At 39.5% G+C, this 25,942-nt stretch carries 24 protein-coding genes; 10 read left to right on the top strand and 14 right to left on the bottom strand.

Annotated features, from left to right (window positions below; translation table 11 throughout):
• Positions 1 to 53 precede the first annotated feature (53 nt).
• From AC504W_RS13355 to AC504W_RS13335, 5 genes are all read right to left on the bottom strand, one after another.
• Positions 54 to 674, bottom strand: a complete 621-nt coding sequence (locus tag AC504W_RS13355; RefSeq protein ID WP_494878223.1) for a Crp/Fnr family transcriptional regulator — start codon at positions 672 to 674, stop codon at positions 54 to 56.
• A 163-nt stretch (positions 675 to 837) separates the two neighbouring features.
• Complete coding sequence (locus AC504W_RS13350; protein ID WP_494879650.1) at positions 838 to 3,078, bottom strand: PhoX family protein; 2,241 nt, start codon at positions 3,076 to 3,078, stop codon at positions 838 to 840.
• A gap of 309 nt (positions 3,079 to 3,387) precedes the next feature.
• Complete coding sequence (gene phoU, locus AC504W_RS13345) at positions 3,388 to 4,053, bottom strand: phosphate signaling complex protein PhoU (protein ID WP_494878222.1); 666 nt, start codon at positions 4,051 to 4,053, stop codon at positions 3,388 to 3,390.
• A gap of 28 nt (positions 4,054 to 4,081) precedes the next feature.
• Positions 4,082 to 5,407 (bottom strand): sensor histidine kinase, encoded by a 1,326-nt coding sequence (locus AC504W_RS13340; RefSeq protein WP_494878221.1) that lies wholly within the window; start codon positions 5,405 to 5,407, stop codon positions 4,082 to 4,084.
• 59 nt (positions 5,408 to 5,466) lie between these two features.
• A complete protein-coding gene (locus AC504W_RS13335; RefSeq protein WP_096576877.1) occupies positions 5,467 to 6,219 on the bottom strand; it encodes a winged helix-turn-helix domain-containing protein in 753 nt (250 codons plus the stop codon).
• A 573-nt stretch (positions 6,220 to 6,792) separates the two neighbouring features.
• On the opposite strand from AC504W_RS13335, the gene AC504W_RS13330 reads away from it, so the two are divergent.
• Both AC504W_RS13330 and AC504W_RS13325 read left to right on the top strand, forming a co-directional pair.
• The gene (locus AC504W_RS13330; protein WP_494878220.1) at positions 6,793 to 7,776 is read left to right on the top strand and encodes a hypothetical protein; all 984 of its coding nucleotides are present in this window, start codon (positions 6,793 to 6,795) and stop codon (positions 7,774 to 7,776) included.
• A gap of 42 nt (positions 7,777 to 7,818) precedes the next feature.
• Entirely contained in the window at positions 7,819 to 8,904 is a 1,086-nt protein-coding gene (locus tag AC504W_RS13325) for a hypothetical protein (protein ID WP_494878218.1), read from the top strand.
• 405 nt (positions 8,905 to 9,309) lie between these two features.
• On the opposite strand, the gene AC504W_RS13320 is transcribed toward AC504W_RS13325, so the two are convergent.
• The 5 genes from AC504W_RS13320 to AC504W_RS13300 all read right to left on the bottom strand — a co-directional run bounded on the left by AC504W_RS13320 (position 9,310) and on the right by AC504W_RS13300 (position 11,356).
• Complete coding sequence (locus AC504W_RS13320; protein ID WP_494878217.1) at positions 9,310 to 9,435, bottom strand: hypothetical protein; 126 nt, start codon at positions 9,433 to 9,435, stop codon at positions 9,310 to 9,312.
• 133 nt (positions 9,436 to 9,568) lie between these two features.
• A complete protein-coding gene (hisA, locus tag AC504W_RS13315; RefSeq protein WP_103125383.1) occupies positions 9,569 to 10,342 on the bottom strand; it encodes a 1-(5-phosphoribosyl)-5-[(5-phosphoribosylamino)methylideneamino]imidazole-4-carboxamide isomerase in 774 nt (257 codons plus the stop codon).
• An 11-nt stretch (positions 10,343 to 10,353) separates the two neighbouring features.
• A complete protein-coding gene (locus tag AC504W_RS13310) occupies positions 10,354 to 10,686 on the bottom strand; it encodes a hypothetical protein (protein WP_494878216.1) in 333 nt (110 codons plus the stop codon).
• A 5-nt stretch (positions 10,687 to 10,691) separates the two neighbouring features.
• Positions 10,692 to 11,012, bottom strand: a complete 321-nt coding sequence (locus tag AC504W_RS13305) for a DUF3593 domain-containing protein (protein WP_096576866.1) — start codon at positions 11,010 to 11,012, stop codon at positions 10,692 to 10,694.
• On the bottom strand, positions 11,009 to 11,356 hold the full coding sequence (locus tag AC504W_RS13300) for a DUF2499 domain-containing protein (RefSeq protein ID WP_096576864.1): 348 nt from the start codon (positions 11,354 to 11,356) through the stop codon (positions 11,009 to 11,011). The genes AC504W_RS13305 and AC504W_RS13300 overlap by 4 nt, the downstream gene beginning before the upstream one ends.
• A 178-nt stretch (positions 11,357 to 11,534) precedes the next feature.
• Between AC504W_RS13300 and csaB the strand changes: the two genes are divergently transcribed.
• The 7 genes from csaB (at position 11,535) to AC504W_RS13265 (ending at position 19,344) form a co-directional block, all read left to right on the top strand.
• Positions 11,535 to 12,572 (top strand): polysaccharide pyruvyl transferase CsaB, encoded by a 1,038-nt coding sequence (gene csaB, locus AC504W_RS13295; protein ID WP_494878643.1) that lies wholly within the window; start codon positions 11,535 to 11,537, stop codon positions 12,570 to 12,572.
• Positions 12,573 to 12,586: 14 nt separating this feature from the next.
• A complete protein-coding gene (locus tag AC504W_RS13290) occupies positions 12,587 to 12,850 on the top strand; it encodes a hypothetical protein (RefSeq protein WP_494878214.1) in 264 nt (87 codons plus the stop codon).
• A gap of 115 nt (positions 12,851 to 12,965) precedes the next feature.
• Positions 12,966 to 13,766: a PD-(D/E)XK nuclease family protein gene (locus AC504W_RS13285; protein ID WP_494878213.1), complete on the top strand. Its 801-nt coding sequence runs from the start codon at positions 12,966 to 12,968 to the stop codon at positions 13,764 to 13,766.
• A gap of 108 nt (positions 13,767 to 13,874) precedes the next feature.
• Positions 13,875 to 14,504 carry a GNAT family N-acetyltransferase gene (locus tag AC504W_RS13280; protein WP_096576858.1) on the top strand — a complete coding sequence of 210 codons (630 nt, stop codon included), beginning with the start codon at positions 13,875 to 13,877 and terminating at the stop codon, positions 14,502 to 14,504.
• Positions 14,505 to 14,513: 9 nt separating this feature from the next.
• Positions 14,514 to 16,910, top strand: coding sequence for a single-stranded-DNA-specific exonuclease RecJ (locus AC504W_RS13275; RefSeq protein WP_494878211.1), 2,397 nt, complete (start codon positions 14,514 to 14,516; stop codon positions 16,908 to 16,910).
• Positions 16,911 to 17,387: 477 nt separating this feature from the next.
• Entirely contained in the window at positions 17,388 to 18,125 is a 738-nt protein-coding gene (locus tag AC504W_RS13270; protein ID WP_494878209.1) for a choice-of-anchor E domain-containing protein, read from the top strand.
• Between the two features lie 358 nt (positions 18,126 to 18,483).
• A complete protein-coding gene (locus AC504W_RS13265; RefSeq protein WP_494878207.1) occupies positions 18,484 to 19,344 on the top strand; it encodes a Cof-type HAD-IIB family hydrolase in 861 nt (286 codons plus the stop codon).
• 347 nt (positions 19,345 to 19,691) lie between these two features.
• On the opposite strand, the gene AC504W_RS13260 is transcribed toward AC504W_RS13265, so the two are convergent.
• The gene (locus tag AC504W_RS13260; RefSeq protein WP_494878206.1) at positions 19,692 to 20,357 is read right to left on the bottom strand and encodes a DALR anticodon-binding domain-containing protein; all 666 of its coding nucleotides are present in this window, start codon (positions 20,355 to 20,357) and stop codon (positions 19,692 to 19,694) included.
• 524 nt (positions 20,358 to 20,881) lie between these two features.
• Between AC504W_RS13260 and AC504W_RS13255 the strand changes: the two genes are divergently transcribed.
• On the top strand, positions 20,882 to 21,601 hold the full coding sequence (locus AC504W_RS13255; RefSeq protein WP_015114387.1) for a Crp/Fnr family transcriptional regulator: 720 nt from the start codon (positions 20,882 to 20,884) through the stop codon (positions 21,599 to 21,601).
• A 654-nt stretch (positions 21,602 to 22,255) separates the two neighbouring features.
• On the opposite strand, the gene AC504W_RS13250 is transcribed toward AC504W_RS13255, so the two are convergent.
• The 3 genes from AC504W_RS13250 to AC504W_RS13240 form a co-directional block, all read right to left on the bottom strand.
• Positions 22,256 to 23,290: a PstS family phosphate ABC transporter substrate-binding protein gene (locus tag AC504W_RS13250; protein ID WP_494878205.1), complete on the bottom strand. Its 1,035-nt coding sequence runs from the start codon at positions 23,288 to 23,290 to the stop codon at positions 22,256 to 22,258.
• A 188-nt stretch (positions 23,291 to 23,478) separates the two neighbouring features.
• Positions 23,479 to 24,843, bottom strand: a complete 1,365-nt coding sequence (locus AC504W_RS13245) for a protein kinase domain-containing protein (RefSeq protein ID WP_494879648.1) — start codon at positions 24,841 to 24,843, stop codon at positions 23,479 to 23,481.
• Between the two features lie 81 nt (positions 24,844 to 24,924).
• On the bottom strand, positions 24,925 to 25,938 hold the full coding sequence (locus AC504W_RS13240) for a LysR family transcriptional regulator (RefSeq protein ID WP_494878202.1): 1,014 nt from the start codon (positions 25,936 to 25,938) through the stop codon (positions 24,925 to 24,927).
• Between the last annotated feature and the right edge of the window lie 4 nt (positions 25,939 to 25,942).

The raw sequence follows: 25,942 nt of genomic DNA, 5'->3' as shown, positions 1-25,942 counted from the left end.
TACACATATAATTACAGGCATCAATATACCAGATACGATGCAATTATCACAAGTCAATAAACATTGTTTTTAACTATAGTTTGTGTTGTAAATTTATTTGGTAAACGCAAAATAATCCGCCGTTTGTATCTTAATAAGACACCGTCTTCTTCAAACTGTTGTAATAGTCTTGTAATTGTCACCCTAGTTGTGTTTAAAACTTCTGCTATTTCCTGATGGGTGATGTTGATATCGATAACTTTATCTTGTTCGACATTGCGACCAAACTTATCACTGAGCCATAATAAAAATTTCCATAAGCGCAGGGAAATTGGTTTGAGATGAACTATGCTTAAAAGTTCTTCTGACTGTTGAATATGGTTAAATAAACCTTCAATCTCTTGATGCCATAAATAAGATGGTACAATGCTGACCTCTACGCTGGTAAGGCACTCAATTTGGTAGGGTTTAACTTTCGATAAAGGAGAGCCAATTAAATCTCCTGGCCCCCAATAACCTAAAGTGATGAATGTTCCATCTTCAGCCCAAGTTAGGGTACGAACTGCACCCCTATCTATGCGCCATATTACCTCATTTCGTAGGGGAATAATTTCTTTTCTGGCAAATATTTTTACTGATAGTTGTTCACTTACAGATGCCGTGGAGAATGTTGGTGTCAAACTGGTGGATGTCATTATAAATTTTATGGTATGTAGTGAATGTTTTGATAGGTTTACAAGGAGATCGCAGCAATTATGCTAATTATTTAAGTGATTTTTGGTAATATTTAACAGCTAGTTGCTTGATAAATTCAAAATAATTTGTAGATAAATAATAGATTGCTGATTATGTGGCTAATTAAATATTTTGATGTTGTTTATTAGCGGAGATGGACGATTTTGCGATCGCAATAACTGCTGGTTTAGGGGGTGCATTAGGGGTTTTATCAGGCCAATTAGAACCAATGGGAACTTGACGAGTTTGTAATAATTCATCGCCTGTGGTAGCGGTAACGATAAATTGTCGGATCTCGATCGCTTGGTCTTTACGAGTCCCATTTATTTCACCAGGGTGTTGTATGGATAAAAACATCGTTGTCTGATCATTTGTGAAACAAGGGCCAGTAGTTTCACATTCCATTGGTGCTGTGGCAAATAAAAAAGCTTTACCTGCATCTGTACCACTGGTAGGAATAAACCATACAGAGTTATTGCCAAATAACCCAGACAAGCTGACAGATTTTCCTGGTTCAGCGTTACGATTATTTACCGCATGATTGAGTTTGGCGGTGGAAATGTCTGTTACCATCCAGACGTTACCTTGAGGATCTAGTAATAAATTATCTGGATTGGCAAAACCCATACCGCCTGCGGCTGGTTCTCCACCTGTGGCTAAGATTTGCCAACGAAAAGTCATAGCAGCGGGTTCATTGTTATTTTCGGTTAAACGCATCACCCAGCCATATTCATAACCTGCTTCACCTTTGGGACTTTTAAAGACTCGCACATCAGAACCACCTTGTTTGTCAGGCGCACCAGAAGTAAAACTGATGTATAAATCCCCATTAGGGGCAATTTCCGTATCTTCTGGACGTGCTGTGCAGGTAGCACCAACTGCATTGGCGGCGTAATGTGCATCAATTAAAATTGCGCCTTGCTGTTCTTCGGTGTTACCAGTGTAAAGGTCTGCGAGTTTTTGATATTTTTGTTTGTATTGTGCGATCGCCTCATCTTTGGTAATGGGTAAATAACCCGTCTTCAGGTCGGATTTTTCTGCTTTAGCGCCTAGTGGTAACAAAATAATATTGCCAGCAATACTACTAGGAACATCTGGATTAATAGGAGTCTCTGCCTGGAGTGCTATCCAGCTACCTGTACCATCGGCGTTGAATTTAGCGGCGTACAGCATTCCCTGTTGTAATAACTGAGAATTAGCCTTGTCTTGGGGATTCGTTACCTGATCGCGGCTGACAAATTTATATATGTGTCCTCCCCGGCGATCGCACCCCGAATAAAAAGCTAGTGGTTTCCCGGCTTCTACTCGCACACCCACAGCTTCATGGCGATAACGTCCTAACCAAGTATGTTTTGTACCGTAATCTTGGGGGTTAGCGGGGTCAATTTCCACAATCCAACCATATTTATTCCCGGCTAAACCAAACACATTCCCTTGACCGAATAATTCCTCATCACCCAAAGCAAACGGTAGTGTGCTAGGGTCAAAAGCTGTACCATCGGCATACACTGCTTCTGGGACTTGAGCTTGAAAATTTTCTTCGGCGCTGAGAACTGTACCCCAAGGTGTTGTTCCCCCCGCACAGTTAGCAAAAGTACCGATAATGCGATCGCCAAGTTTATCAATATATCCCTGACCTATTTGTTTGCGAAATACTGCAATCCCGGGGCCAGTAGCTTTTAAATAGCGATTATCTGTTAAGCCAGAAATCCCACTAATCCTTCTATCTGCTGGGGAATTAGTTCTTTCCCACTGACCATTAGCTGTTTTACGCAGCGAAATTACCCCTAAACCTTGGTCTAATAAAGCTGCTTGACAAATTTCTGCAATTTTAGGTTTTACTGTGTCATTATCTGGCAAAGCATAAGCATTAATCGCACTTTTTCCTAAGTTTGTGCTTGCTAAAGCTACTTTCACATCGGCAAATGGTAAAGATTTACCAATCACTTGCTGATATGTTTCCATCCAAGGAATAGCGCTGATATATTCAAAGTTCACTGCTAGATAACCAGCATTTTCTCCCGTCGGTATAAACGATAAATAGTCGTTGTTGTACCCAAAGCGCGAATCACCAACTTGATCACCCCAAGCAGCAATTACTTGATATTGAAACCCTTCTGGCAGTACCAAGTCATCAACTACTTCATAACTACTATATTGGACTTGCTGCTGTTCTGGGTTAAAGCCTGCGGTTTCTAAGGGTATTGGCCCCTTAATGGGTTGAAACGAAAATACAGATTCCCCTACTGATGATGTGCTTTTTTGCGTCGTAGTATTTTGACCGCAACTTGTAAGGTTAATAAGCGCTAATGCACTAGCGCTACCTCCCATTAATAGTAAGAAATCTCGACGCTGAATAGTCATTTATATCGGTAAAGCGATATTTATTGTGCTTGCGGACACTTTAATCATGCAAGGTTAAGAATAGGTAAAAATTTAGTGAAATCTAACTTAGTTAAGCAAGTTTTAACTTTTTGGGTAATCCAAAATAATAGGAAGTTCAGATCCCCGACTTCTTAAAGAAATCGGGGATCTTTTGATTCATCATCTGAAAAAAGCGAGAATTGGAATGTGTAATTTCCAATTCTCGCTTTTTTTAAAGTTGTATTTAGTAACACAATATTTGCTAAATAATCAATTCCGTAATTGGGAAAAATCTATCATCAATTGTGTTTAAGTGCGTTGACCAGTGACAATATATGCTACTCTTTGACCAATATTAGTAGCATGATCGGCCATACGTTCCAGACAACGAATTGCCAGCGCCAACAGGATAATTGGCTCTACAACTCCAGGTATATCTCGTTGTTGAGCTAAAGTTTGATAAAGGTGATCGTAAGCATTATCAACAGCATCATCTAGATGCTTAATTCCCCGGCCACCAGCTTCATCTAAATCTGCCAAAGCTACCAAGCTAGTTGCTAACATCGCCTGTGCATGGTGTGACATGATTTCAATTTCTGGCAAAGATGTATGAGGCTCATAAGGAAAGAGTTTAATGGCAATTTTAGCTAAATCTTTAGCATAATCACCTATGCGTTCTAAATCTCGGACTAATTGCATGAAAGCACTTAAACAGCGCAAATCTTGGGCTGTTGGCGCTTGTGTCATAATTGCTGTGCAGTCTGATTCTATTTGTCTATAAAAACGGTCAATTTTTTTATCTAATTTGGGTAGTTCTTCAGCAGCTATTAGGTTACGAGCAAACAACGCTTGGTGGCTGAGGCGAAATGATTGTTCTACCAAAGCTCCCATACGTAAAACATCTCGTTCTAAGCGCCTGATGGCACGCGCCAACTGAGAACTGTCCGGGTTGGGATTATAAACGACAGCTTCCACACTTGTATTCTCAAAAGTGAAGATACTATTAACTATAGTCTTGGCTTTGAGAGTTTGCCACAACTTCGGGAAGTATCACCTGCATCCAAGCGCCGCCTGTTTGGGGGTGATTCATGGCTTTGATGGAACCACCGTGAGCTAAAAGAATTTGTCGGACGATCGCCAATCCTAAACCATTCCCGACAATCGATCCAATAGAATTATCGGCTAAGGATGAATGAGTTCTGGCTTTATCTCCGCGATAAAAGCGCTCAAAAATATGGGGTAAATCTGCTTCCGAAAAACCTGTACCTGAATCAATTAAATTTAGTTCTAAGGTGGGATGTATAGAATTATCTTGATGATGATCTTCAGAAAAGGTAATTTTTGCTTCCACTTGAATATTGGTGCTAGGAGAACTGTATTTAATACTATTGTCTAGTAAGTTGAGAAAAACTTGATAAATCCGGGCTTGATCGGCTTTAATCCAAATGTCTTCTGGCCCCGAATAGTTAAGTGAGAGATGTTGTCTTTGTGCTAAGGGTTCTAAAGTTTCCCACACAGATACAATTAGCGATCGCACTTCCACTGGCTCTAGATGCAGTTGCATTTTGGGGTTAGCTTCAATTTGCGTTAGTTCTAACCAGCCTTGTACCAAGCTAATGAGTCGGTCAACTTCTTGCATCAGGCGGTCAACCCAGCGGTTTAAAGGCGGTTCTAAGCGATGTTGTAAGGTTTCTGCAACAAGCCGAATTGAAGTTAAAGGCGTTCTCAGTTCGTGAGCTAAATCAGAAAATGAGCGATCGCGTTCTTGATTTACGTCTAGCAGTGGTTGACGATTTTCTAGAAATACGCCTACCTGACCGTTGGGTAAGGGCAAGCCAGATGCCCGTAAAGTCATAGACTTGATGGTGGGTAATTCTGCTGGATTGTCGGATGAAGGATGAAATAACCACTCTTTCGTTTGGGGTTTGTGGCGATCGCGCGTTTGCTCAATCAATCTGTCTAATTCATAGGAGCGCACTAACTCTAATAACAAGCGTACTTGTCCTGGCTGCCATCTTTGCAGATATAAAATTTCTCTTGCTTGTTGGTTACACCATAGCAGTTGATTTTCTTCATCTACTTGCAAATATCCCATTGGTGCAAAATCCAACAGGTCTTGATATGTTTGCAGGGATTTTTGCAAATCTTGGCGCTGCTGCTGTAATGTCTTGATTTCCTGACGCAAACGAGGTAGTAGCGGCAGCGCTACCTCAGTAGAACTAGAGTAGGGTTGGAGAACTCTCCCCAGGTAGCGGTTCAGTTGAACCTGTTGCCAAATCCAAAAACCGATACCTACCGCCAAACCTAGAATAAATCCCAATAAGAACATTATGAGTCCCAGTTGCTAGTTGCGTCGTGATTAATAAAAACTAACAACTATATTCACAATTATCCGAAACGATAGCCAAATCCTCTTACAGTCACAATATATTCAGGATGGCTGGGGTCTAACTCTAATTTCTCTCGTAACCAGCGAATGTGAACATCCACAGTTTTGCTATCCCCAACGAAATCTGGCCCCCAAACCTGATCGAGCAATTGCTCCCGCGACCAAACTCGCCGCGCATAACTCATAAACAATTCCAACAACCGGAATTCTTTTGGGGAAAGGTTTACTTCTTGACCCCGCACTAACACACGACATTCTTGGGGGTTTAAGGTAACATCTTTGTGTTTCAGAACTGGTAGCTGCGGTAGAGTGCTTAAACGTTGGCGACGCAGCAATGCGCGACACCGAGCCACTAATTCCCGCATACTAAAAGGTTTGGTGAGATAGTCATCTGCGCCAACTTCTAAACCCAACACGCGATCGGTTTCACTACCCTTAGCACTCAGCATTAAAATCGGTACTGGATTGCCTTGATGGCGTAGCAAACGACAAATATCTAAACCATTGATTTGCGGTAACATCAAGTCAAGAATTACCAAATCAAAGGGAAACTCGCCTGAATTGGCTTCAAAGTTTTTGAGATACTCGATCGCTACCCGCCCATCTGGCGCTGTTACGACCTCATAACCTTCCTCTTCCAAGGCTACAGATAGCATCTCTTGGATTAACTCTTCATCTTCTACCACTAGAATCTGGCTGGTGTGTCCGATATCTGCTCTAGCAGAATACTTGGTCGATTCACTGGTGTACATTGATATCACAAAAGTCTGCCCTGTGCTTGTATCAATATGAGAATTGAGTCAATTATCTAACTTCTCGGTGCATTTACAGTCGCACCGTTGCAAATTAATTTGCAAAAAGTAACATATGTAACAGCTATATCTACAAATATTATAAAGCAGATTTATTGCATATTGGCAATAAAAATTCTTTGTCAAACCTAGAGCGACAGTTATGATCAAGCTTGTTTTTACTGATTATAAGTGGCAAATTAGGTGACTTTACACCGCCACATCGCTGAGAAGCAAGCTTTTTACCACGCCCTACATATATTCTCATTCCAGCAGCCATTCTCTATTGACAAGGGCTAATGAGTTTGAGTATAGTTATTAGTACAAAAATACTATTGCTTTCCCAGTAGAAACCATATTTACAAAAAGCAGTACGGTAAATTTACATCGTACTCCAGTTTCAGTATTTCTTCATTCCAGTATTTGTACTGAACAAAAACTACTGTTTTAAAGGTTACTCTGATGTCTGCATAGGGTAGCTATTGGTATGGTTTGTTACCCCATCAATTCATTGCTAATTAAGGGAGTTCGAGTATGACTTCAGTTGCAGTTAAAGATAGCAAACAGCAACTAATACAAGCATTTCAACAAATTTTAACTGAAAGAAAAAAATTAGAATCAAAAATTGCTACTAAACAAGAAGAAGCAGAAAAAGTCAAAAACCAAGAAATATTAACTGCGGCTTCTACATATACAGTTGATAGCATTGTTAAAGGTTTAGCTGATTTACAATTGGAATTTGGGAGTATTGTCAATTCTCTGTCAGAAAAGTTAGCCAAAGAAAACTCCAAGTTAGATGAACTAAACAGAGGTATAGAAATTGCCACTCAACATCTGCAAGAATTACAAAAAATCAGAATTGTTGCAGATACATTAGATATTCTCACTCAAGAACATCAAGAAAAATTAAAAACTCTTGAACAAGATACTACCAGTAAGAAAGAGGCAATTGAAAAAGAAATTGCTCTCAAGCGTAAAGAATGGCAAAAGGAACAGTCAGAGTATGAAGAAGCAGTCACAGCATACAATGATGTGACTAATAAAGAACGCCAACAAGAACAAGAAGAATATCAATATAAACTAGAAACTACTCGCAAGCTTAATACAGATGTTTATGAAGCCAAGAAACGCAACTTAGAAAGAGATATTCAAGAGAAAACACAAGAAAAAGAAAAAGATTGGGCTGAACGGGAAAAAATTCTGTCTAGTAATCAAGCTCTGTTTAAAGAATATCAACAAAAAGTTACAGCTTTTCCTGGGGAATTGGAAGAAGCAGTTAAAAAAGCGAGAGAAGAAGCAATTAAAGAAACCAGCCAAAAGGCTAAAATTGAAGCTGATTTATTTGAGAAAGAATGGGAATCTAGTAAGCAAAGCTATGAACAAAAAATTCAAAGCTTGGAAGAAACAATTACAAAGCAAGTAGAGCAAATAGAAAGTATTTCTACACAACTACAAGCTACTTTGAAGCAAGCACAAGATTTGGCAATGAGGGCTTTTGGTAATTCTGCTGCTAAATAGGCAGTTCTTATCTAAATAGTTGCGAATAATAGGAGGTTTATAATGGCTAGTAAAAAACTCACAGATAAGAATACAAAAGCAGAAATTTTGCAAGCCTATGAAGAGTTGACAAAGGAAGCTTCAGGACTAAAAACCCAACTAAATCAAGCTACAAAAGCTAATCGAAATGTCGATGTAGATATAGAAAAGCCAAAAGTAGAACAAAATACAATTATGACTGAGCCAGCAACTATCCAACAGAAGATGAATTTCACAATTGAAAGTTTAGCTAAAATTCAATTAGGCTTCGGTAGTGCGGCAAATGAGCTATCAGAACAGTTAACCACACAAGCTTCTAAATTAGGAGAAATTAGGCAATCTGTAGAAACTGAAATTACAGCGTTAAAACAACTACATAACTTAGAAGTTGCAGAGGATACATTAGATATTTTGATTACAGCCTATGAAGATAATTCTAAGGCATATCAGGAAGAATATAGTCAACGTTATGAAGTCTTATCACAAGATATACTTGAGCAACGTATTGCTTGGCAAAAAGAACAAGAAGAATATAAGCAGTCAATTAAAGAACGCAATGATAGTTTAAATAAAACCAGACAACGAGATACAGCAGGGTATAAATATGATTTAGAACTGCAACGCAAATTGGAATCTGATGAATATGAACAAGTGCAAAAAACTTTATACAAGCAGTTAGAAGAATTTCAACAAGCTACAGAAAAACAATGGAATGAACGTGAAAAACAAATTGTAGAACGAGAAACGCAATTTGCAGAAGCCAAATCTAAGGTAGAAGCATTCCCGAAAGATAAAGAAGCAGCCTTAAAAAAAGCTACAGAAGAAGGTAAGGGTATTGCTCATTATCAGGCGAAAGTAAAATCAGATTTATATGCGAAAGAAGTAGAAGGACAAAAGCGTTTTTATGAGCAGAGGTTACAATCTCTAGAACAAACTATCAACAATCAAGAAACACGTATTCAGAATCTTTCTAAACAGTTAGACTCGGCTTTGAAACAAGTTCAAGATTTGGCAGTTAAGGCTATTGAAGGCACTGCAAATGTCAATTCTTATCAGGCTATTAAGGAGATAGCTTTAGAACAGGCAAAAAGCCAGGTAAAAAATAAATAGTTAGGATACAAATAAAATAATTTAGAGACGTAATATTAATTACGTCTCTATTATTTAAGCCTAATTTATTATGAGTTTTTAATGATAATTAGGGATCTGTTTTATTTGGTTTACCATTGTTCAGAGGTTTTTTGCGGGGAGGAATAGCTTCATTAGATTTTTTATTGGGTTGTGGGTTAGCGTTTGATTTTTGATTAGACATAAGACTACGGAAATTAACGATAAGTTTACATACAACAAGGATATTACTGAATCCAGAAATTAGTTAAAAAATTTACATACAAAAATAAAAAAGAGACGTGATTATAATCACGTCTCTTTGTCGAGAAGAAACCCAATATTGTAAAAATTAAAAGTCTTATTACCTGTGATTACTATAATTAGTTACGTTAGTTTTATACTAGATTATTCTGGTTTATCAAGTTTGTTAGATTTCTGTTGATTAATTCTGTCAATTTTCCCGATAGACTGAATAGCACCAGGTTCTGTTTTCCTTGGTTTACCGTTATTAAGTGGTTTTTGACGAGTCATAAGAATAATCTCACTGTTGGTAGAATCTTTACTACTTGAACTACAACAGTGTAAATAGCTATTCCGGAAATTACATACGGCTAAACAGACATAACCTGAGTTTGTCTAGCCGCAATTTTGAATCAAGCTATTTTTAGGCGAAGGAGGAAAAGTCCAGGTTTGGGGGTACGTCCTGAATGCGTCCTGGCCCGATCGCTCGCAGTGCTTCTGGGAGTAAAATATCGCCAGTGTACAAAGCGCGTCCCACAATTGCACCTGTGACACCTTGCGCTTCTAAGGCTAACAAACTCAACAAATCAGTCACAGAACTCACACCGCCAGAAGCAATTACCGGAATAGAAATAGCATTGGTAAGTTCGCGTAATGCTTCGATGTTGGGGCCACTGAGAGTTCCATCGCGATGAATATCGGTGTAGATAATGGCTGCTGCACCTAATTCTTGCATTCGCACCGCTAGTTGGGTGGCTAAAACTTCTGAGGTTTCTAACCAGCCGCGAGTTGCTACTTTACCATTACGCGCATCAATGCCGATAATTATTTGTTGAGGAAATTCTTGACAAAGTTCTTGGACTAGCTGGGGTTGTTCAACAGCGACAGTTCCCAGAATTGCCCATTGTACACCCAAGTTAAACACTTGCTGCACGCTAGAACGATCGCGCAATCCACCACCAACTTCAATCGGTACTGATATTGCTTGAGCGATCGCTTCAATTGCTTTCAAGTTTACTACTTTACCTGCTTTGGCTCCATCTAAATCTACTAAGTGCAATCGAGTTGCACCTTGATCTACCCATTGTTGAGCAACATCAACAGGATTTTCGCTAAAAACTTGCGATTTTTCATAGTCTCCTTGATACAGTCGCACACAACGACCTTCAAGTAAATCAATTGCTGGAATTACGTCCATTTAACTTTCCTTTAAAAAAATAGGGAGTAGGGAAAAAAGTGTGAAGTTTCGGGTTCTGAGGTTGAAGTTCCAAGTTCAAAGGTCGAAGTTTCGAGTTCTGAGGTTGAAGTTTTGAGTTCAAAGGTCGAAGTTTCGAGTTCAAAGGTCAAAGTTTCGAATTCAAAGGTCGAAGTTTCGAGTTCAAAGGTCAAAGTTTCGAGTTCAAAGGTCGAAGTTTCGAGTTCAAAGGTCGAAGTTTCGAGTTCTGAGGTTGAAGTTTCGGGTTGTGAGGTTGAAGTTTCGGGTTGTGAGGTTGAAGTTTCGAGTTCTGAGGTTGAAATTTCGAGTTCAAAAGTCGAAACCATAGTATCTACTCCTGCCTCCTGCCTCCTGCCTCCTGCCTCTTGCCTTTTAATTCCTTAACAGCTTGGCGAAAACCAATTACAAGCAAGATGTTAGCTAGGGTTAAAAATACTTCCGCACCACCGTGTAGCCAATCTACATTTGCTAAAGTTTCTCCATAATGAACCTTAGCGTAAATACCTACCGGAATGGTCACGCCCACAAATACAAGTGTGCCGTAAAATCCATATAGTGCTAAACGTGGCATTTGCTGACTACGGCTAATAAACCACAAGAAACCCAAATAGGGAAATAGAGAAAGGGCAAATAGGGTTTCTTTCGAGATCATGGTTCTGATTTAATAGATGGAACTGCAATAGTATCAGTGGGATTTTTGACAGACTTGGTGGAACGCCAAATCCACACCGCAGCTGCCCACAGGGTAAAATTACCAACTAAGGTCATGGTAGCTTGTAGCGTTACCAGCCATTCTAAAGAGTCTGCATTGTCAAAATAATGCCAAGTACAAGCACACATAGCACTAACTAAAGCTGGTAACATAGCCAGGGACAATCCCCACCAACTACGATTACCAGTGAGTTCGCCGTAAGTCCAGATTAACCAAATCGCGGCAATCCACTCAATAACGCTAGAAATATGAATAATCCAAGTGGGAATTGATAGGACGTGCATAGGAAAGTTAAAAGTCAAAAGTCAAGGGTCAAAAGTCAAGAGTTAATCGTCCTCTGATTCTCCCTTCAGTTCATCTTCCCACAAGGAAATTCATCTTTTGTCGACAAGATGGCTGACTTTCTATGAACTACTAGGAAAAAGTTGATATTCTAAAATCCAAACTCTCAATATGGGAACTATGCGGGCGTTATTGTCTGGTTATTACGGTAAAGGTAATGGTGGTGATGAAGCTTTACTGGCGACGCTTCTACAAATGTTGCCATCTCATGTCACGCCTGTGGTGCTTTCTGGCAATCCAAAAGAAACGCGCGATCGCTACAATGTAGAAACTCACAACCGTATGGCTATGCTACCTGTACTGCAAGCTTTACGTTCTTGTGATGCTTTTATTTGGGGTGGTGGTAGTTTAATTCAAGATGTCACCAGTACCATTAGCCCTCTGTATTATGGGGGATTGATGACATTGGCGCAAACAATGAATTTGAAAACCATTGCTTGGGCGCAAGGTATTGGCCCTTTGGTGCGTCCGCAAACTCGTTGGTTAGCAAAACACAACTTTGCTGGTTGTACCAAAATTAGTGTGCGCGATCGCGCCAGTGCTGCTTTATTATCAGATTGGCAAATTCCCCATATCATTGCACCTGACCCGGTTTGGGCGTTACAAGGAAAACCAGTACCAGGATTAGCAGATTTACCTGCGCCAAGAGTTGCTGTAACATTGCGATCGCATCCTCAATTGACAGCAAAACGCCTAGCTAAACTCACAAAAGCATTAGTGGATTTTCAAACAGCTACCCAAGCATTTATTTTACTGCTGCCATTTCAAAAAAGTGAAGATTTAGGCATTGCCCAAGCCATTCAACCTCATCTTGCAGATGTTAGTCAAATTTTATGTCTGGAAGATCCACAACTTTTAAAAGGTGTATATCGTGGTGTTGAAATGGCAATTGGAATGCGATTACACAGTTTAATTATGGCTGCTGCTGAAGGTTGTCGCTGTTTTGCCCTCAGTTATGATCCCAAAGTTAATCGTTTGATGGAAGATTTAGCGATGCCTGGATGGGATTTAGATAATTTACCAGATGATGCAAATATTATTAGTAAAATTTGGCTGGAACATTATGCAAATGGTGAGCCACTTTTATCAGCACAAATTCAATCTTTAATAGATCGTTCCTTGACGCACCGCGATTTGTTGAGTGAAGCTTTAAGTTAAAGTTTTGAATAGTAATGAATAGAGAAAATTTTATTTATGATAGTAAGTGTGACAACTTACAAAAAGCTCTTGATATTTATACAAATGGAGGTCGAATTTTATGTGCAGTATGCGGTTCTGAATTAATCATAATTGGTTATGAAGATAAAACTTTAATCACAAAATATCAATCACAGCCTGGCATTTATTGTCCAGTTAGTCCAAAACATATATATGCAAAATTTATTTTTGCAGAGCATTTTGCAGAATTTAGACGAAAATTGGATTATAAAGAATAATCTGAGAAATGACTTATAGTTTATCTGAGATAAACAAAATAATCCTCAAAATAAAAATTATTACAAATGAGAAATAATTACTCTGAGCGATCGCTTCTAAATTTAAACTAGAATCATGCTATCAAATTCTACTAATTTATTACGACTATCTCAAGGACAACTCAACTTACTAGAACGTTGTCCCCGTCAGTTTCAGCATACCTATTTAGAACAACTCAATTCTCCCTCAGATCCAGAACACGAAGAAAGACAAACTTTAGGTAGCCGCTTTCACTTGCTAATGCAGCAACAAGAAATAGGTTTACCAATTGATAGTTTATTACAAGCAGACCCGCAACTGCAAAGCTGGATGTCTGCTTTTGCCAATGCTGCACCAGAAATTGTCACACCTCTAAGAGATAATAAAACCTTTCGGGACAGTGAACACTACCGCACCCTACAATTTCAAGATTATTTACTAACTGTTATTTATGATTTATTAATTGCAAATAACCAACAAGCACAAATTTTAGACTGGAAAACCTATCCAAAACCACCAGATAAAAGCAAATTAGCCCAAAATTGGCAAACACGTCTTTATATGTACGTGTTAGCTGAAACTAGCGAATATTTGCCAGAAAATATTTCTATGACTTACTGGTTTGTTCAGTCTCAAGGCAGACCACAAAATATAAAATATACTTATAATAATAGACAACATCAGCAAACAGAAAAAGACCTTAATGAACTGTTAAATTATCTGTCTAATTGGCTAAAGCTTTATCAAAATGGTCAACCATTTCCGCAAATAAGTGAAAGTAGTAAAGCTTGCGATTACTGTCAGTTTGCTATTCGTTGTCAACGTACACCATCAACTGAAGGTAAAATAACATCTCCACTTCCAACTATTGATAGTATTCAAGAAATTTCTCTTTAAATAATAATTACTATATAGGTTTAGAGTCAGCAATTAGCACTTTGGTATATAACTAAATACATTATATTTAGCATATTTTTAAAATCTCATGTTTTTGACTATTAAATTATGACTAACTTTGACGAAAGTGATTCAATTTATGTTCGTGAATTAGGAATTGATGATATCGCTCCTATATACCATTTGGGCGAAGAATTATTTACCAGCGATTTATATCCGTACCTATACCGTACTTGGGATGAATGGGAAGTAATTGGACTTTATAATACAGATCCAGAATATTGCTTAGTAGCTGAAACAAATGGAGAACTAGCAGGATTTATTTTAGGAACTATTATTACTAAAGCCTCTTGGACTTATGGTTATATTTTGTGGCTAGGCGTTAACCCTAAATATCAACGTCAAGGCGTAGCAGACAAATTAGTTGATAAAGTCGTTGCTCGGATGATTGAAGATGGGGCAAGATTCATGTTAGTAGATACTGATCCTACCAATGTAGCCGCAGTGAAATTTTTTAATCGTAAAGGATTTGGTAACATCCGGCAACATATTTTCTTGTCGATGAATTTAAGTAAACATCCGCATTATGGCAGACTAATTGATTACGAACATCAAAAAGCAGAAAGAGCAGGTTACAGGCGATCGCGTCCGACAATTCGTCCACGAAAATCGGACGGTGTTGCTAATGAATTAGTCCTCAATCCTTTAGTAAATGAACCTATAAAAACTGAAGAATAAAAATAACAAATGACTAATGACCAAACACAGTGGCTTTTAGCACCAACTGAACAACCACCAGATTGGTTTATTGCCGCAGTAAAGCCTTACATACCTGCATCAAGTGGATTATATGCCGCACAATTATTGTGGCAAAGAGGTATCAAAGATATTCAACAACTAGCAGCTTTTGTTAACTATCAAACCTATCAACCTGCTAGTCCTTTTGAATTTGGAGCAGAAATTCACCTAGCAATAGAAAGATTACAGCAAGCACGTAATACTAGTGAAAAAGTTGCTATTTGGGGAGATTTTGATGCTGATGGTATCACTTCCACCGCCGTGTTATGGGATGGTTTAGGACAATTTTTTCAGCAACATACCCACTTAACTTATTACATTCCCAATCGCCTCAGAGAATCTCACGGACTGAATAATTCAGGAATCGAGAATTTAGCAAAACAAAAATTTAAATTAATAGTTACTTGTGATACGGGTAGCACAAATATTGATGAAATTATTTATGCTAAACAGTTAGGTATAGATGTTATCGTTACAGACCATCACACTTTACCCGCAGAACGTCCACCAGTTAAAGCTATTATTAATCCCCGTTATTTACCAAGCGAACATCCATTATTTCATCTTTCTGGTGTAGCAGTTGCTTACAAATTAGTAGAAGCACTTTATCAAACTCTGCCCAACATCCCGCAAGATGCACTAGAAAACTTATTAGACTTAGTCGCAGTAGGGTTAATTGCTGACTTGGTACAACTCAAGGGAGATTGTCGGTATTTAGCACAATTGGGAATTCAACGCTTACAAACAGACTTTAAACAACCACCAACAGCGCGACGCAGGCCAGGTGTAGGGCGATTATTAGAATTGTGCCAAAAAAGTGGCGATCGCCCCACAGATATTTCCTTTGGTTTAGGGCCGCGCATCAACGCAGTCAGCCGCATTCAAGGCGATGCGAGTTTTTGTGTAGAATTATTGACCAGCCGTGATGCCAAACACTGCAATCAATTAGCTGAAGAGACAGAACTTGCCAACACTCGCCGCAAGTCATTACAAAAAGATGTGCAAACCCAAGTAGCCCAAAAACTCACCCAATTAGATTTATCAACTACCAGCGTCATCGTTCTCGAAGATCCCCAATGGCCAGCCGGCGTGTTAGGTTTAGTCGCCGGACAAGTAGCCCAAGAAACAGGCCGTCCCACAATTTTGTTAAGCACTGAATTAGCAGGGGAGCAGGGGAGCAGGGGAGCAGGGGAAGAATTAGCTCCTTTATCTTCTAACTCAGCACTCAACACTCAACACTCAGCACTTTTACTAGCTCGTGGTTCAGCCCGTTCCATCAATTCTGTTGATTTATATCAACTAGTCAAAGACCAAGCACATTTATTACATCGTTTTGGCGGACATCCCTATGCTGCGGGTTTGAGTCTACCAGTAGAAAATATACCTTTATTTACCCAAGCAATTAATCAGCAGTTGCGGCAATCTTTGGGTAGTACAGAATTGATGCCTACAGTTCAAGCAGATTTAAAAGTTACCGTAGCAGACTTAGGCAAAGAATTATTTTTAGAACTGAAACTGCTAGAACCTTGCGGTATGGGAAACCCAGTCCCAAAACTACTCATCCAAAACTGCTGGTTTGAAAATGCTTGGCATCGCAATCAGCAAGACTGGCAAGGAAAAAAAGTACAGTACATTAAAACAGATTTTGACATTCGGGATGAATCAACTAAAAATCCTTTTCCTGGTGTGTGGTGGGGACACTATAAAGATGAATTACCTATAGGTAAATCTGATTGCATAGTCGAGCTAGATTACAACAGTTTCAAAAAACGCTACGAAATTAGATTAATCGCCGTCCGCCCCAGTGCTAACTCAGAACTCAATCAACAATATTCAACACAAATCCTCGACTGGCGCAACCAAGAATACTCAGTACTTCCCACATCCCACTCACCACTCATCCTAGAAGAATGCCCCACTAGCTGGGATGAAGTACGCATTTGGTGGCAACGTTCTCTTTACAATCATCAAAAATTAGCCCTGGCTTGGTCTAAACCTCACCTACAACCACCCCAAGAAATTTGGCAGACGCTAGTTGGCATAGCTAAATATCTGAGTCGTACACAACAACTAGTTACCCGCACACAACTACTAGCAAAATTAAGCATAGGCAACCAAAGCTTACTGTTAGGCATCAAAGCTTTAAAATATTGGGGATTTATCGTCACAAGACAAGACCGTTCTTTACAAATTAGCCAAAATCCCCAAACAATTTCCGCCAACCTAGCGGATGCAGCCGTCACTCAATTTTTGGCCGCAGTCAGCGAAGAACAATTTCAGCGACAGTATTTTGCTGAAGTACCTTTATCTACTATTGTGGCGATTGTTAATCGACCAATAGCATGAAAGTGACAAGTGCTGAGTCATTACAGTACTCGCTTTTGTATACTTGCATAAACAATAAAACTTATTTTTATGCCATAGATAGTGCTTAATTACACCTATATAAATTTTAAATTTTTAAGATGCAGACTATTTCTTATGTTCATCATACTAGCTGTCTATCCATCTTCATTATAGATATATGTATAAAAAAATATATATATTAGAAAAATTTACTGCTTTGACAGAGTTGTGATTTGGTAAAAATTCTGATACTTTTTGATGACCCAACAAGGCTCTACCAATGCTCCATCTAATTTGCCAACCTTAACACAACTTTATATATAGTTCTCAAAGCTAGATTTATCCGAGTTTTTTCCTAATCAAAGCTTCACATAAATTTCGGTAAATTTAGCAAGCCGAGAACCAAAAACTACGAGTTAGAAATAATGTAGCAATCTTGCGTTTATCCAGTTTGAGAAGATAATTTCCCAATTTCCCATGACAACAAAACTATTCCAAACTCTAGCAGCAGCGACTACCTTAGCTGGTATCGTAGTTACCGCAGGCGCAGCAAACGCAGCTTCACTTTCTTATTCTGCTCAATATAAACCTACAGATGCACCAGCTTCAGCTGATGGCTTCTACGCGACAGATATAATTGACGAGATAATCAGCGTCCAAAAATTTGACTCAAAATTAGGTACTCTCAAAAGTGTAACTATAGATTTTGTCGGTCAATTAAAAGGAGATGCAGCTTTTGAAAACAGAAGCAGTAGATCTACTCTTGCTACAGTAAATCTTGCAGGTGAGTTGAGCTTGGAACTACCAAAAGGTGTACTGCAATTCTACGTCGCTCCAACCCAGTCTTATAGTTATAATCTCGCTAGATTTGATGGAATAAACGATTTCGGTGGTGCTTCCGGCAGAACAGTTAATGGGCTGAGTGCTACTCTAACACAAACAAGAACAGTCACCAGCGGCGATTCATTTTTCCAAGAGTTCCTCGGTAAAGGAACAGCAGACTTTACTTTCAACGCATTAGCAAATTCCAGAGTTACAGGTTCAGGCAATTTCGACTCTCAAATTAACACATACGCTTCCGCAGGTTTGACTGTCACATACGACTATGACCCCAAATCTGTACCCGAACCTTCTGCTGCAATTGGTCTTGGCTTAGTAGCAGGAATTGGTTTAATGTCACAGCGCAAAAAAAGTTGGCTCAAAGCGTCTAACTAATTGGTTGAAATAGGTGGTTTTTCTCATCTGATTGAATCTACTACCAATTCAAGACCAAAAAGCACATTGCATAGTTACAAAGATGTGCATCTCTTAGACTGCTTTTCATGCCGATTATTACTGTCAGAATCATCTTTTATTTAACTGTGGAAAACCTAGACAATGAGTCTGGGTTTTTTATTTTGTTAAACAATTACAGCACTTTTACCAAGCTCGGCAACGATGCTGGAAGAGATGAAGAATTAGAGATGAGTATAAATCTACTTTTAAGTGTAGGAATTTTCCTGTTCCCTTTTAATCAATCAGATTGTGCCAATGCCTGTTAACCTCATACTGGGAGTTCATAGGTTAAAAATTTATGTATCTAGCATCACCTGATGATCAGACTCTACTTACACAAGACATTAAGTTACTAGTTTTAGATATAGATGGCACGATCGCCGGAAAATCCAATACTTTAAGCAAACCTGTCAAACAAGCGATCGCCGCAGCCCAAGCTAAAGGAATTCATGTCGCAATTGCTACTGGACGGATGTATCGTTCCGCCTTACGCTTCCACCAAGAAGTAGGCTCTAACCTGCCATTAGCAGCTTATCAGGGAGCCTGGATTCAAGACCCAACCAACCAGAAAATACATCGTCACTTGCCTGTAGCCGGAGAAATCGCATACCAACTACTAGACTATTTTGAACAACCCCAGTGGCGATCGCTTCTTTCTATCCACTTTTACATCAATGATGAACTTTATGTGCGGGAGTTAACCAGAGAAACCAAAATTTATGCACAACGCTCTGGAATTACCCCAATTGCTGTGGGTGATTTGCGCCAAATCTTAATTGAACATGAACCAACAAAAATTTTAGCTTTGTGCGATGACACAGAAGCGATTGATCGGTTACTGGGAAATTTGCGTCGTCAGTACACACCCGCAGAACTTTACCTAACAACTTCTGTTGCTACCTTTTTTGAAGCTACAAATCCTGCTGTCAATAAAGGGGCGGCTGTACGTTATTTTGCAGAAGAACTTCTAGGTTTACAAAGAAACAATGTAATGGCTATTGGTGATAACTTTAATGATGTAGAAATGTTGGAATATGCTGGGATTGGTGTAGCGATGGGTAATGCACCAAAAAACGTGCAAGCTATCGCTCAGTGGATAGCTCCTAGTGTAGAAAAAGATGGAGCCGCGATCGCCATCAAAAAATTTTTACTCTCTTAAAGATTGCTATTTAAGCTTTTGTACATCATGAAATCAGAAAGAACACCGACGACTGGCCGTGTTTCGTCTCGGTGTTCTTGCTGGTTCGCTCCTCACACAACTGAAAGTATAGTCGAACTACTTTCATGGGTCAATAGCTATGATAAAAATTGTTATATTTCTTGTCAGAAACACTACTGATTGAATACCACGCTTATTCCTAACAAAATTGCGTAGCTGTTTCTGGAAAATTCAACTTTATAACTTCCATAAATTATTGAGTCATGCCAGTTTTTATATGTGTATCAAGATTTTGGTGAATTAGGATAACTCCTGTGAATTTGTGAGTTTTAGGCAACCATAAAAGTTCACAGTTCCCACGGAGCAGTAACTCCTAGTTTTTCTACTAGCAAAAATCTCAACAAATGTTGAGTAATGATCACCAAACCTAACCGAGCTTGAGCTAGTTCAGGTGAATAAATTTTTACATCACCCCAAATGCGGCACTGACACCAGAAGCTTTCTAGCGCTTGACTCAACTTCAAAGCTGCTTTTTGCCAGTTAATTGCATCACTAGTACTCGCACATACCAAGTTGTCCACTACTTGTACTAACTGAGCAAGTAAATCTTTCTCAGTTGAGAGATTGAGCCAAAGTTGCTTGTCATGATTCAACCAAGGTATTGGCTGTTGAGGTAATAGCTGCCCAAATGCAGGATGATTATCTGGTAAAGGTTCCCTCAGTTTGATTAATCCCTCTCGATGACCTAGCAATATTAATGAACAACAGCGTGCATGGGAGTATTGAACAACAAAAATATTTGCAGGGTTGTAGTCTTTAAATTTTGAGTTTATTTCTTCTGTTCCCATCTTGCCGTCTTGTCCCAAGCATCCCATCACCAGGTGTTGTAACCAAGTTGCCAAAAAAGGAGGAGTTAATTCTAAATAAATCCAACCGGGTGGAACAATTTTGACCTGACAAACGTCACCACTGGTCGCCGATAATTTAGATCTGATACTATCGGCTATATCCATAGCGGTGCAATTATGAGATTTTGATAACTGCTGTGCCACTCCTGAGATATACAAAATTTTGCTGTTATCTCTATCTTTATATAGATGATTTTTTTTAAATTCTATGAATTGCTTTTTTTCTACCTGTGTAGTTTCACTTAGTGTATTAAACAACAAAGCATATAGTAGCTGCTTAATTGACGAGTAATTGCTGGTTATTGACTGACTCTGCACTAAATACGATAAGAATATCTTTTGATTATTTCTCTAACATTGGCTTGTCATCTTTCTTTAGATATAAGTTTTATATATATAAAGAAAAATGAGAAGAGCATAAAATTTAATAAATATTCTATGAATAGTAAGTAAACTTTACTACCATCATTGTACAGTAAGAAGTATAACAAAAGAGTAGGGGCAAAATTGCTTTCTACTCTTTGGATGGCTGGCGCTGTTAGGCGTTAAGCCTACCCGTCAACACAAAGACACTCCTTGCACCTTGTTTTATAACGTCTTTGTCTTCAGCCGAACGCTCTTTGTTACCTATGCAATCTCCATCCTCCTTTTCTGAGGCATCACGCCCTTTTTTGACTTGGCAACGTATTCTTGATTGGGCTCAAGAACACTATCGTTGCCGCACCTTTAGCAAAGATGAGCGCATTCCAGCTAGACCTGGATTGCTTTATTTGGTGCAAAGAGGTGCGATCCGTATGGTAGGTACTGCTCAAGTTAGTGCTACTGCCAGTCAGCTAACATCTCGACGCATTAACAGAACTCCAGAAGAAGCCTTCTTGGGTTTTGTGGGAGCAGGACAACCATTTGAAATTGTGGCTCAGTCACCATTCACCCTCCAAGCATACGCGCACGTTGACCAAACTGCGGTGTTATGGATGTACTGGCACGATTTAGATAATTGGCCTCACTTCCGGCGCGAAGTTATGGATGCCTTTAGGTATCAGCATCAACGTAAATTGTTGTGGCTGAGTGCTTTAGGCCAACGACGCACAATTGACCGACTTTTAGGATTCCTCACATTATTGATTGAGGAATATGGTGAACCGGCGATGAGTGAAACTGATCCCGATGTGATTCGAGGCTATTGTTTGCCTTTCCCTCTAACTCATGCCCAAATTGGTAGCGCGATTGGCTCTACTCGTGTAACTGTTACCCGCTTAATGGGCAAATTGCGTCAAAGAGGTTTAATCCTCACTCAAGGAGATAATCTCATTTGCTTGCCAGCAGAATCAATTAATAGAGCAAGCTAAGACGCTTTTAGAGTTCCTGTCACGGCATCTATTAGAACTTGACCCCGATCAGTCATCAGTAAGTTGGCGCAGCAACACCTCCTTACTGTTGTGTTTGACCAATCTGTTTGACCACCACAAACAGATTGTGCGTAATCGGGTAGTTTCTAGATAAAAAAGCCTCTGTGTGAAGTTTGTTTCTTGTACAAGATATTCACAAGGCAAAAATAATAGTTCTTGGTAGAGAACTTATTAATTATCTTGTTTGCCTTTCAACAGCAGGAACTAAATTGAACCATAAAGATAATGCTTGTTTAAGGCAAAAGCGTAGTAGATTCCAGTAATAAAGATCAGCCAACTTTATCTAAAGTTTGGGTGGTCTTGAAAAAAACTCACAATTAGAGTCGAAAGTATTGATTACCCAAGACTTTTTCAGTGCAATTGTCTATCTTGTTGTTATCAGCGGTGCAGTGGAAATACAGTTGATTCACATAATTGGAGCCTAACCCTAGGCTCCAATTGTCAATTTTGCCTGTATGTAGCAAAGTACTGAACATAAATTTACGCGGTTTGAGAAAAAAGTTGCAAACGGCGTTAAATTTAGTATTTTTCAGCTTTTGAATAATCAACATAGACCTAATTTATGCTTGGATTGCTATAAATCGCCAATCTTGATTAGCGCAGTCTGACAAATCCGGCTTTAGCAATTAATTCTTGACCTTGATTTGTGAGCAGCAAATTTGCGTAAGCTTCTCCGGCTTGCTGATCACTTTGTCCATTTTGTTTCACAATGACAAATAAACGTCTGGTGATGGGATATTCACCAGTTTGAAATGCTTCTGTATTCAGTTGGTTACGCTGTTGCGGGCATTTTTCTAAGGAAATATAAGGTTTTTTGTAAGGTTCAACAAATTTGTCTGGCTGTCGCCCCAGTGGTAAAGCCTTGATGCTACACTGTCCAACTACTTCTGGTGCGGAGGCATAGTAAATTGCACCAGGGTTTTTGGCTATTTCTTTTAAGGCATTAGTTGTAGTATCAATAAATTGCACATTGCTACCAAATTTTTCTCCGCCTAGGACGTTCTCATCAAAAAACTCGATAGTTCCGCTGTCTTCTGGACGGCGAGAGTATGGGGTTATTGGTAGCTTTGTTCCGCCTAATTGCTCCCAATTAGTAATTTTACCTGTGTAGATATCTTTTAGCTGGGCGAGGGTTAATCCAGACAGATTGAGATTAGGGTGAACAGCGATCGCAATTCCGTCAATTGCTACTGGAACAGCTTTGATTGTAAATCCCAATTGTTTTGCTTGTTCGTTTTCTTCTGGTTTCAAGGCGCGGGAAGACTGAGAAAATGCTAACTGATTACCTAGTAGCATCTTAATTCCTGTACCAGAACCGGGTGCTGCTTCTATCGGCTCGGTGTAGCGTAGTTGAAATCTAGGCCAAACAATTTTTACTGCTGAATCTACTTGTTGACGGATGGGTGCCCAAGTAGTACTACCCCCGTAACTAAATAATCCTGTGGGAACATTGGGTACTTGGGAAAAAGTATCAGTACTTGGTGTGTCTACCCGTGTTTTATTAAAATAACCAGCTTTGATGCCATAGCTGTGAGAAAACCACCACAACAAACCACCCACTAGTCCCAAGGTGATTGCTAGTGTTAGAACCAAAACTTTAGTTTCATTAGTTCTATGTTGTTGCGTCATAGTTGGTTGTATGGTTTTTTTACCTTGAAAGTAATTTCTCATTTTATGGGTAACTCTAGGTTAAAGTTTCGTTAAACTCTAATTCGCTAGATACGATTATTTTGGTACGAAATATGCTACACAGTACCTCGATCTAATTCCTGAAATTACTGGCTGCGGGTGACAGGTAGAAACGTAATTAGTTTTATTTAAAACATCATAGATAAGAATTTATATATAAGCCGAAATAGTGTTGTAACGGCAATAGCTATCAAACTGCCAGCAAGTCCTAGTATGACTATTTGTTGAATATCCATTCCTGCTTGCAAGGAAGGAATGAAAAGAACGATCGCAAAGGTAATTGCTGCAACAATTAACAAATTTGTGGTTTTAATCCAGCGTCGAGTTTGAGCAAAAATGATGACACCCAAAATCACCATTGTGATCATCACAACGATTATGGGTAATGGGATGAGGCTAAATAGAGCGATCGCAATTAATGCACTTTCAAAGCCGCTAACAGCTGCCCCTGATAATAATTCCCTAGTAGAAAAAGCGGAATTTGACTGTATTACCTGGGGTTGAGGTGATGTGTTTCCCAGAGTTGTTGGGGGTATGAACTGGGGAAAAAGGTCTTTTAGCACCTCCTCTGCTGATTGAAAGCGTTGACTGACCGCAGGCAAGAGCATTTTATCTAAAACATCAGCTAGGTGGGGGTTAATATTCACATGCGATCGCCATGTCCACTGGTTAATTAATGGGTCGAATAACTGTGTGGCTGGTTCGCCTGTGAGCAAGGTAACAGCAGTCACAGCCAAAGCATATAAATCGGTGCAGGGAAATACTTGATTCCCAGTCATCTGTTCTGGGGGAGCAAATCCGGCTGAATAAATTCCTGTGGATGCGGCAACCGCACCTGTTGCGACATTTGTGACTTGCTTAACTGCACCAAAATCCAAGAGAAATAGTTTCCCATCCTGGCGGCGCATGATATTAGAAGGCTTGATATCTCGATGAATAATACTTTTATCATGGACAAACTTGAGTACTGTCAGGATTTCTTGCAACATGTATAAAATTTCTGCTTCAGAAAATTTCCCCTTTTGCGTTAGTTCTTCCTCAAGATTTAGCCCATCAATATATTCTTGTACTAAGTAAAAAAACTGTTCTTCGTGATTTGGCTGATTGAAGCCAGGAACAGTAATTTGAAAAAAAGCGTATAGTTCTGGTATTTGTTCGTGTTCTCTGCCAATTTCGGCGAGGACATCTGCTTCTCTTTCAAATAGTTGTTGGGCGATTCGCAGTTGATTGGCACTGATGTTTTCCGCAGGTTGGAACTGTTTGACTACACAGGCACGAATTCCTGGAATACGGCGATCACGTGCAAGAAAGGCGGAAGCAAATCCTCCCCGATCCAGCAATTTGGTGGACATGTATCTACCATCGAGGATGAGTGGCATTCCGCAGGTAGCGCAGTATTTTTGCTGCGCTGTTTTTAAGGTTGTCGCTTCATCTAGGTCGGCAAAATAGTTTTTCGGGCGGGGGCAGCGTGGACGGGTGCAGTAAGCTTCCATGTTAGTTTTGAGTCAATAGTCCACAGTTAGTAGTCAATAGCCTGTAGCCTTTAACTAGTGACTATTGACTATTGACAAGTATCAGCCCTCGTCAGAGGAACTGGGCGTTGCTACATCTAATGTATTAACTACTAGCTTTTTTTCTGATAATTTTACCAGGTCTTGGTTCCATCCTGGAGTAGCAAACTGCGGCAAAATTTCTTGACTAAATGCCTCTGCTGCTTTCGATCTATACCGATTGGGATTAAAAATCAGCCAGAGTGTGCGTTTAACGATCACTCCTTCAATGGGGGAGCAGTGTAGCACACCCATTTGTAATTCTTTGGCGATCGCTGATGTCGAAACGAAGGCAGCCCCTAAGCCTGATTGCACGGCATTTTTGATGGCTTCTATGGAGTTGAGTTCCATTTCTATCTTAAAACGTCTGGTATCAATCTCACAGCGTGCTAGTACTTGATCGATGACCTTGCGAATAGTTGATTGTGAATCTAAAGCGATGAATTGTAATTTATATAGGTCGTCTTTTTGAATTGTTTCAAGTTTGGCAAAGGGATGAAAGACTGGCAAAATCAGTGCCAGTTCATCTTCTGCATAAGGAATAATTTCCAAAGATTCTGCTAATTCACCTGGAATTTCACCACCGATAATTGCTAAATCAACTTGTCCATTGGCTACACTCCAAGCAGTTCGCCGAGTCGAGTGAACGTGCAATTGCACTGCCACATCGGGATATTTTTGGCGAAACATCCCAATCATTCTGGGCAATAAATAAGTCCCGGTGGTTTGAGAAGCGCCAACAATTAATGTACCGCCTTGGAGATTTTGCAAATCTTCAATAGCGCGACAGGTTTCTTGACACAAACTGAGGATTTTTTCGCCGTAACTTAAAAGTAGATGCCCTGCTTCGGTTAATTGTGCGCGACGGCCACCACGGTCAAATAAGGGAACATCTAGTTGCCGTTCCAGATTCTGCACTTGCAAACTAACGGCAGGTTGGGAGACGTAAAGACTATCAGCAGCACGCTTGAAGCTCCCTTCTACAGCGATCGCTTTTAGGATACGTAACTGATCTAAAGTGAAAGGAAGGTCAGACATAAGG

The sequence above is a fragment of the Nostoc sp. C96 genome, assembly GCF_059384975.1.
The sequence above is the reverse complement of the archived record's forward strand: the minus strand, read 5'-3'. Positions and strand labels throughout refer to the sequence as shown.

What these genes read in the sequence shown, in the direction of transcription:
- AC504W_RS13330 (WP_494878220.1), top strand. Translation starts at nt 6,793, where the DNA reads ATGACTTCAGTTGCAGTTAAAGATAGCAAACAGCAACTAATACAAGCA.
- AC504W_RS13240 (WP_494878202.1), bottom strand. Translation starts at nt 25,938, where the DNA reads ATGTCTGACCTTCCTTTCACTTTAGATCAGTTACGTATCCTAAAAGCG.
- AC504W_RS13250 (WP_494878205.1), bottom strand. Translation starts at nt 23,290, where the DNA reads ATGACGCAACAACATAGAACTAATGAAACTAAAGTTTTGGTTCTAACA.
- AC504W_RS13355 (WP_494878223.1), bottom strand. Translation starts at nt 674, where the DNA reads ATGACATCCACCAGTTTGACACCAACATTCTCCACGGCATCTGTAAGT.
- AC504W_RS13265 (WP_494878207.1), top strand. Translation starts at nt 18,484, where the DNA reads ATGTATCTAGCATCACCTGATGATCAGACTCTACTTACACAAGACATT.
- AC504W_RS13300 (WP_096576864.1), bottom strand. Translation starts at nt 11,356, where the DNA reads ATGCACGTCCTATCAATTCCCACTTGGATTATTCATATTTCTAGCGTT.
- hisA (WP_103125383.1), bottom strand. Translation starts at nt 10,342, where the DNA reads ATGGACGTAATTCCAGCAATTGATTTACTTGAAGGTCGTTGTGTGCGA.
- csaB (WP_494878643.1), top strand. Translation starts at nt 11,535, where the DNA reads ATGCGGGCGTTATTGTCTGGTTATTACGGTAAAGGTAATGGTGGTGAT.
- AC504W_RS13255 (WP_015114387.1), top strand. Translation starts at nt 20,882, where the DNA reads ATGCAATCTCCATCCTCCTTTTCTGAGGCATCACGCCCTTTTTTGACT.
- AC504W_RS13270 (WP_494878209.1), top strand. Translation starts at nt 17,388, where the DNA reads ATGACAACAAAACTATTCCAAACTCTAGCAGCAGCGACTACCTTAGCT.
- AC504W_RS13280 (WP_096576858.1), top strand. Translation starts at nt 13,875, where the DNA reads ATGACTAACTTTGACGAAAGTGATTCAATTTATGTTCGTGAATTAGGA.
- AC504W_RS13325 (WP_494878218.1), top strand. Translation starts at nt 7,819, where the DNA reads ATGGCTAGTAAAAAACTCACAGATAAGAATACAAAAGCAGAAATTTTG.
- AC504W_RS13335 (WP_096576877.1), bottom strand. Translation starts at nt 6,219, where the DNA reads ATGTACACCAGTGAATCGACCAAGTATTCTGCTAGAGCAGATATCGGA.
- AC504W_RS13245 (WP_494879648.1), bottom strand. Translation starts at nt 24,843, where the DNA reads ATGGAAGCTTACTGCACCCGTCCACGCTGCCCCCGCCCGAAAAACTAT.
- AC504W_RS13305 (WP_096576866.1), bottom strand. Translation starts at nt 11,012, where the DNA reads ATGATCTCGAAAGAAACCCTATTTGCCCTTTCTCTATTTCCCTATTTG.
- AC504W_RS13260 (WP_494878206.1), bottom strand. Translation starts at nt 20,357, where the DNA reads ATGGATATAGCCGATAGTATCAGATCTAAATTATCGGCGACCAGTGGT.
- AC504W_RS13320 (WP_494878217.1), bottom strand. Translation starts at nt 9,435, where the DNA reads ATGACTCGTCAAAAACCACTTAATAACGGTAAACCAAGGAAAACAGAA.
- AC504W_RS13310 (WP_494878216.1), bottom strand. Translation starts at nt 10,686, where the DNA reads ATGGTTTCGACTTTTGAACTCGAAATTTCAACCTCAGAACTCGAAACT.
- AC504W_RS13340 (WP_494878221.1), bottom strand. Translation starts at nt 5,407, where the DNA reads ATGTTCTTATTGGGATTTATTCTAGGTTTGGCGGTAGGTATCGGTTTT.
- AC504W_RS13285 (WP_494878213.1), top strand. Translation starts at nt 12,966, where the DNA reads ATGCTATCAAATTCTACTAATTTATTACGACTATCTCAAGGACAACTC.
- AC504W_RS13275 (WP_494878211.1), top strand. Translation starts at nt 14,514, where the DNA reads ATGACTAATGACCAAACACAGTGGCTTTTAGCACCAACTGAACAACCA.
- AC504W_RS13290 (WP_494878214.1), top strand. Translation starts at nt 12,587, where the DNA reads ATGAATAGAGAAAATTTTATTTATGATAGTAAGTGTGACAACTTACAA.
- AC504W_RS13350 (WP_494879650.1), bottom strand. Translation starts at nt 3,078, where the DNA reads ATGACTATTCAGCGTCGAGATTTCTTACTATTAATGGGAGGTAGCGCT.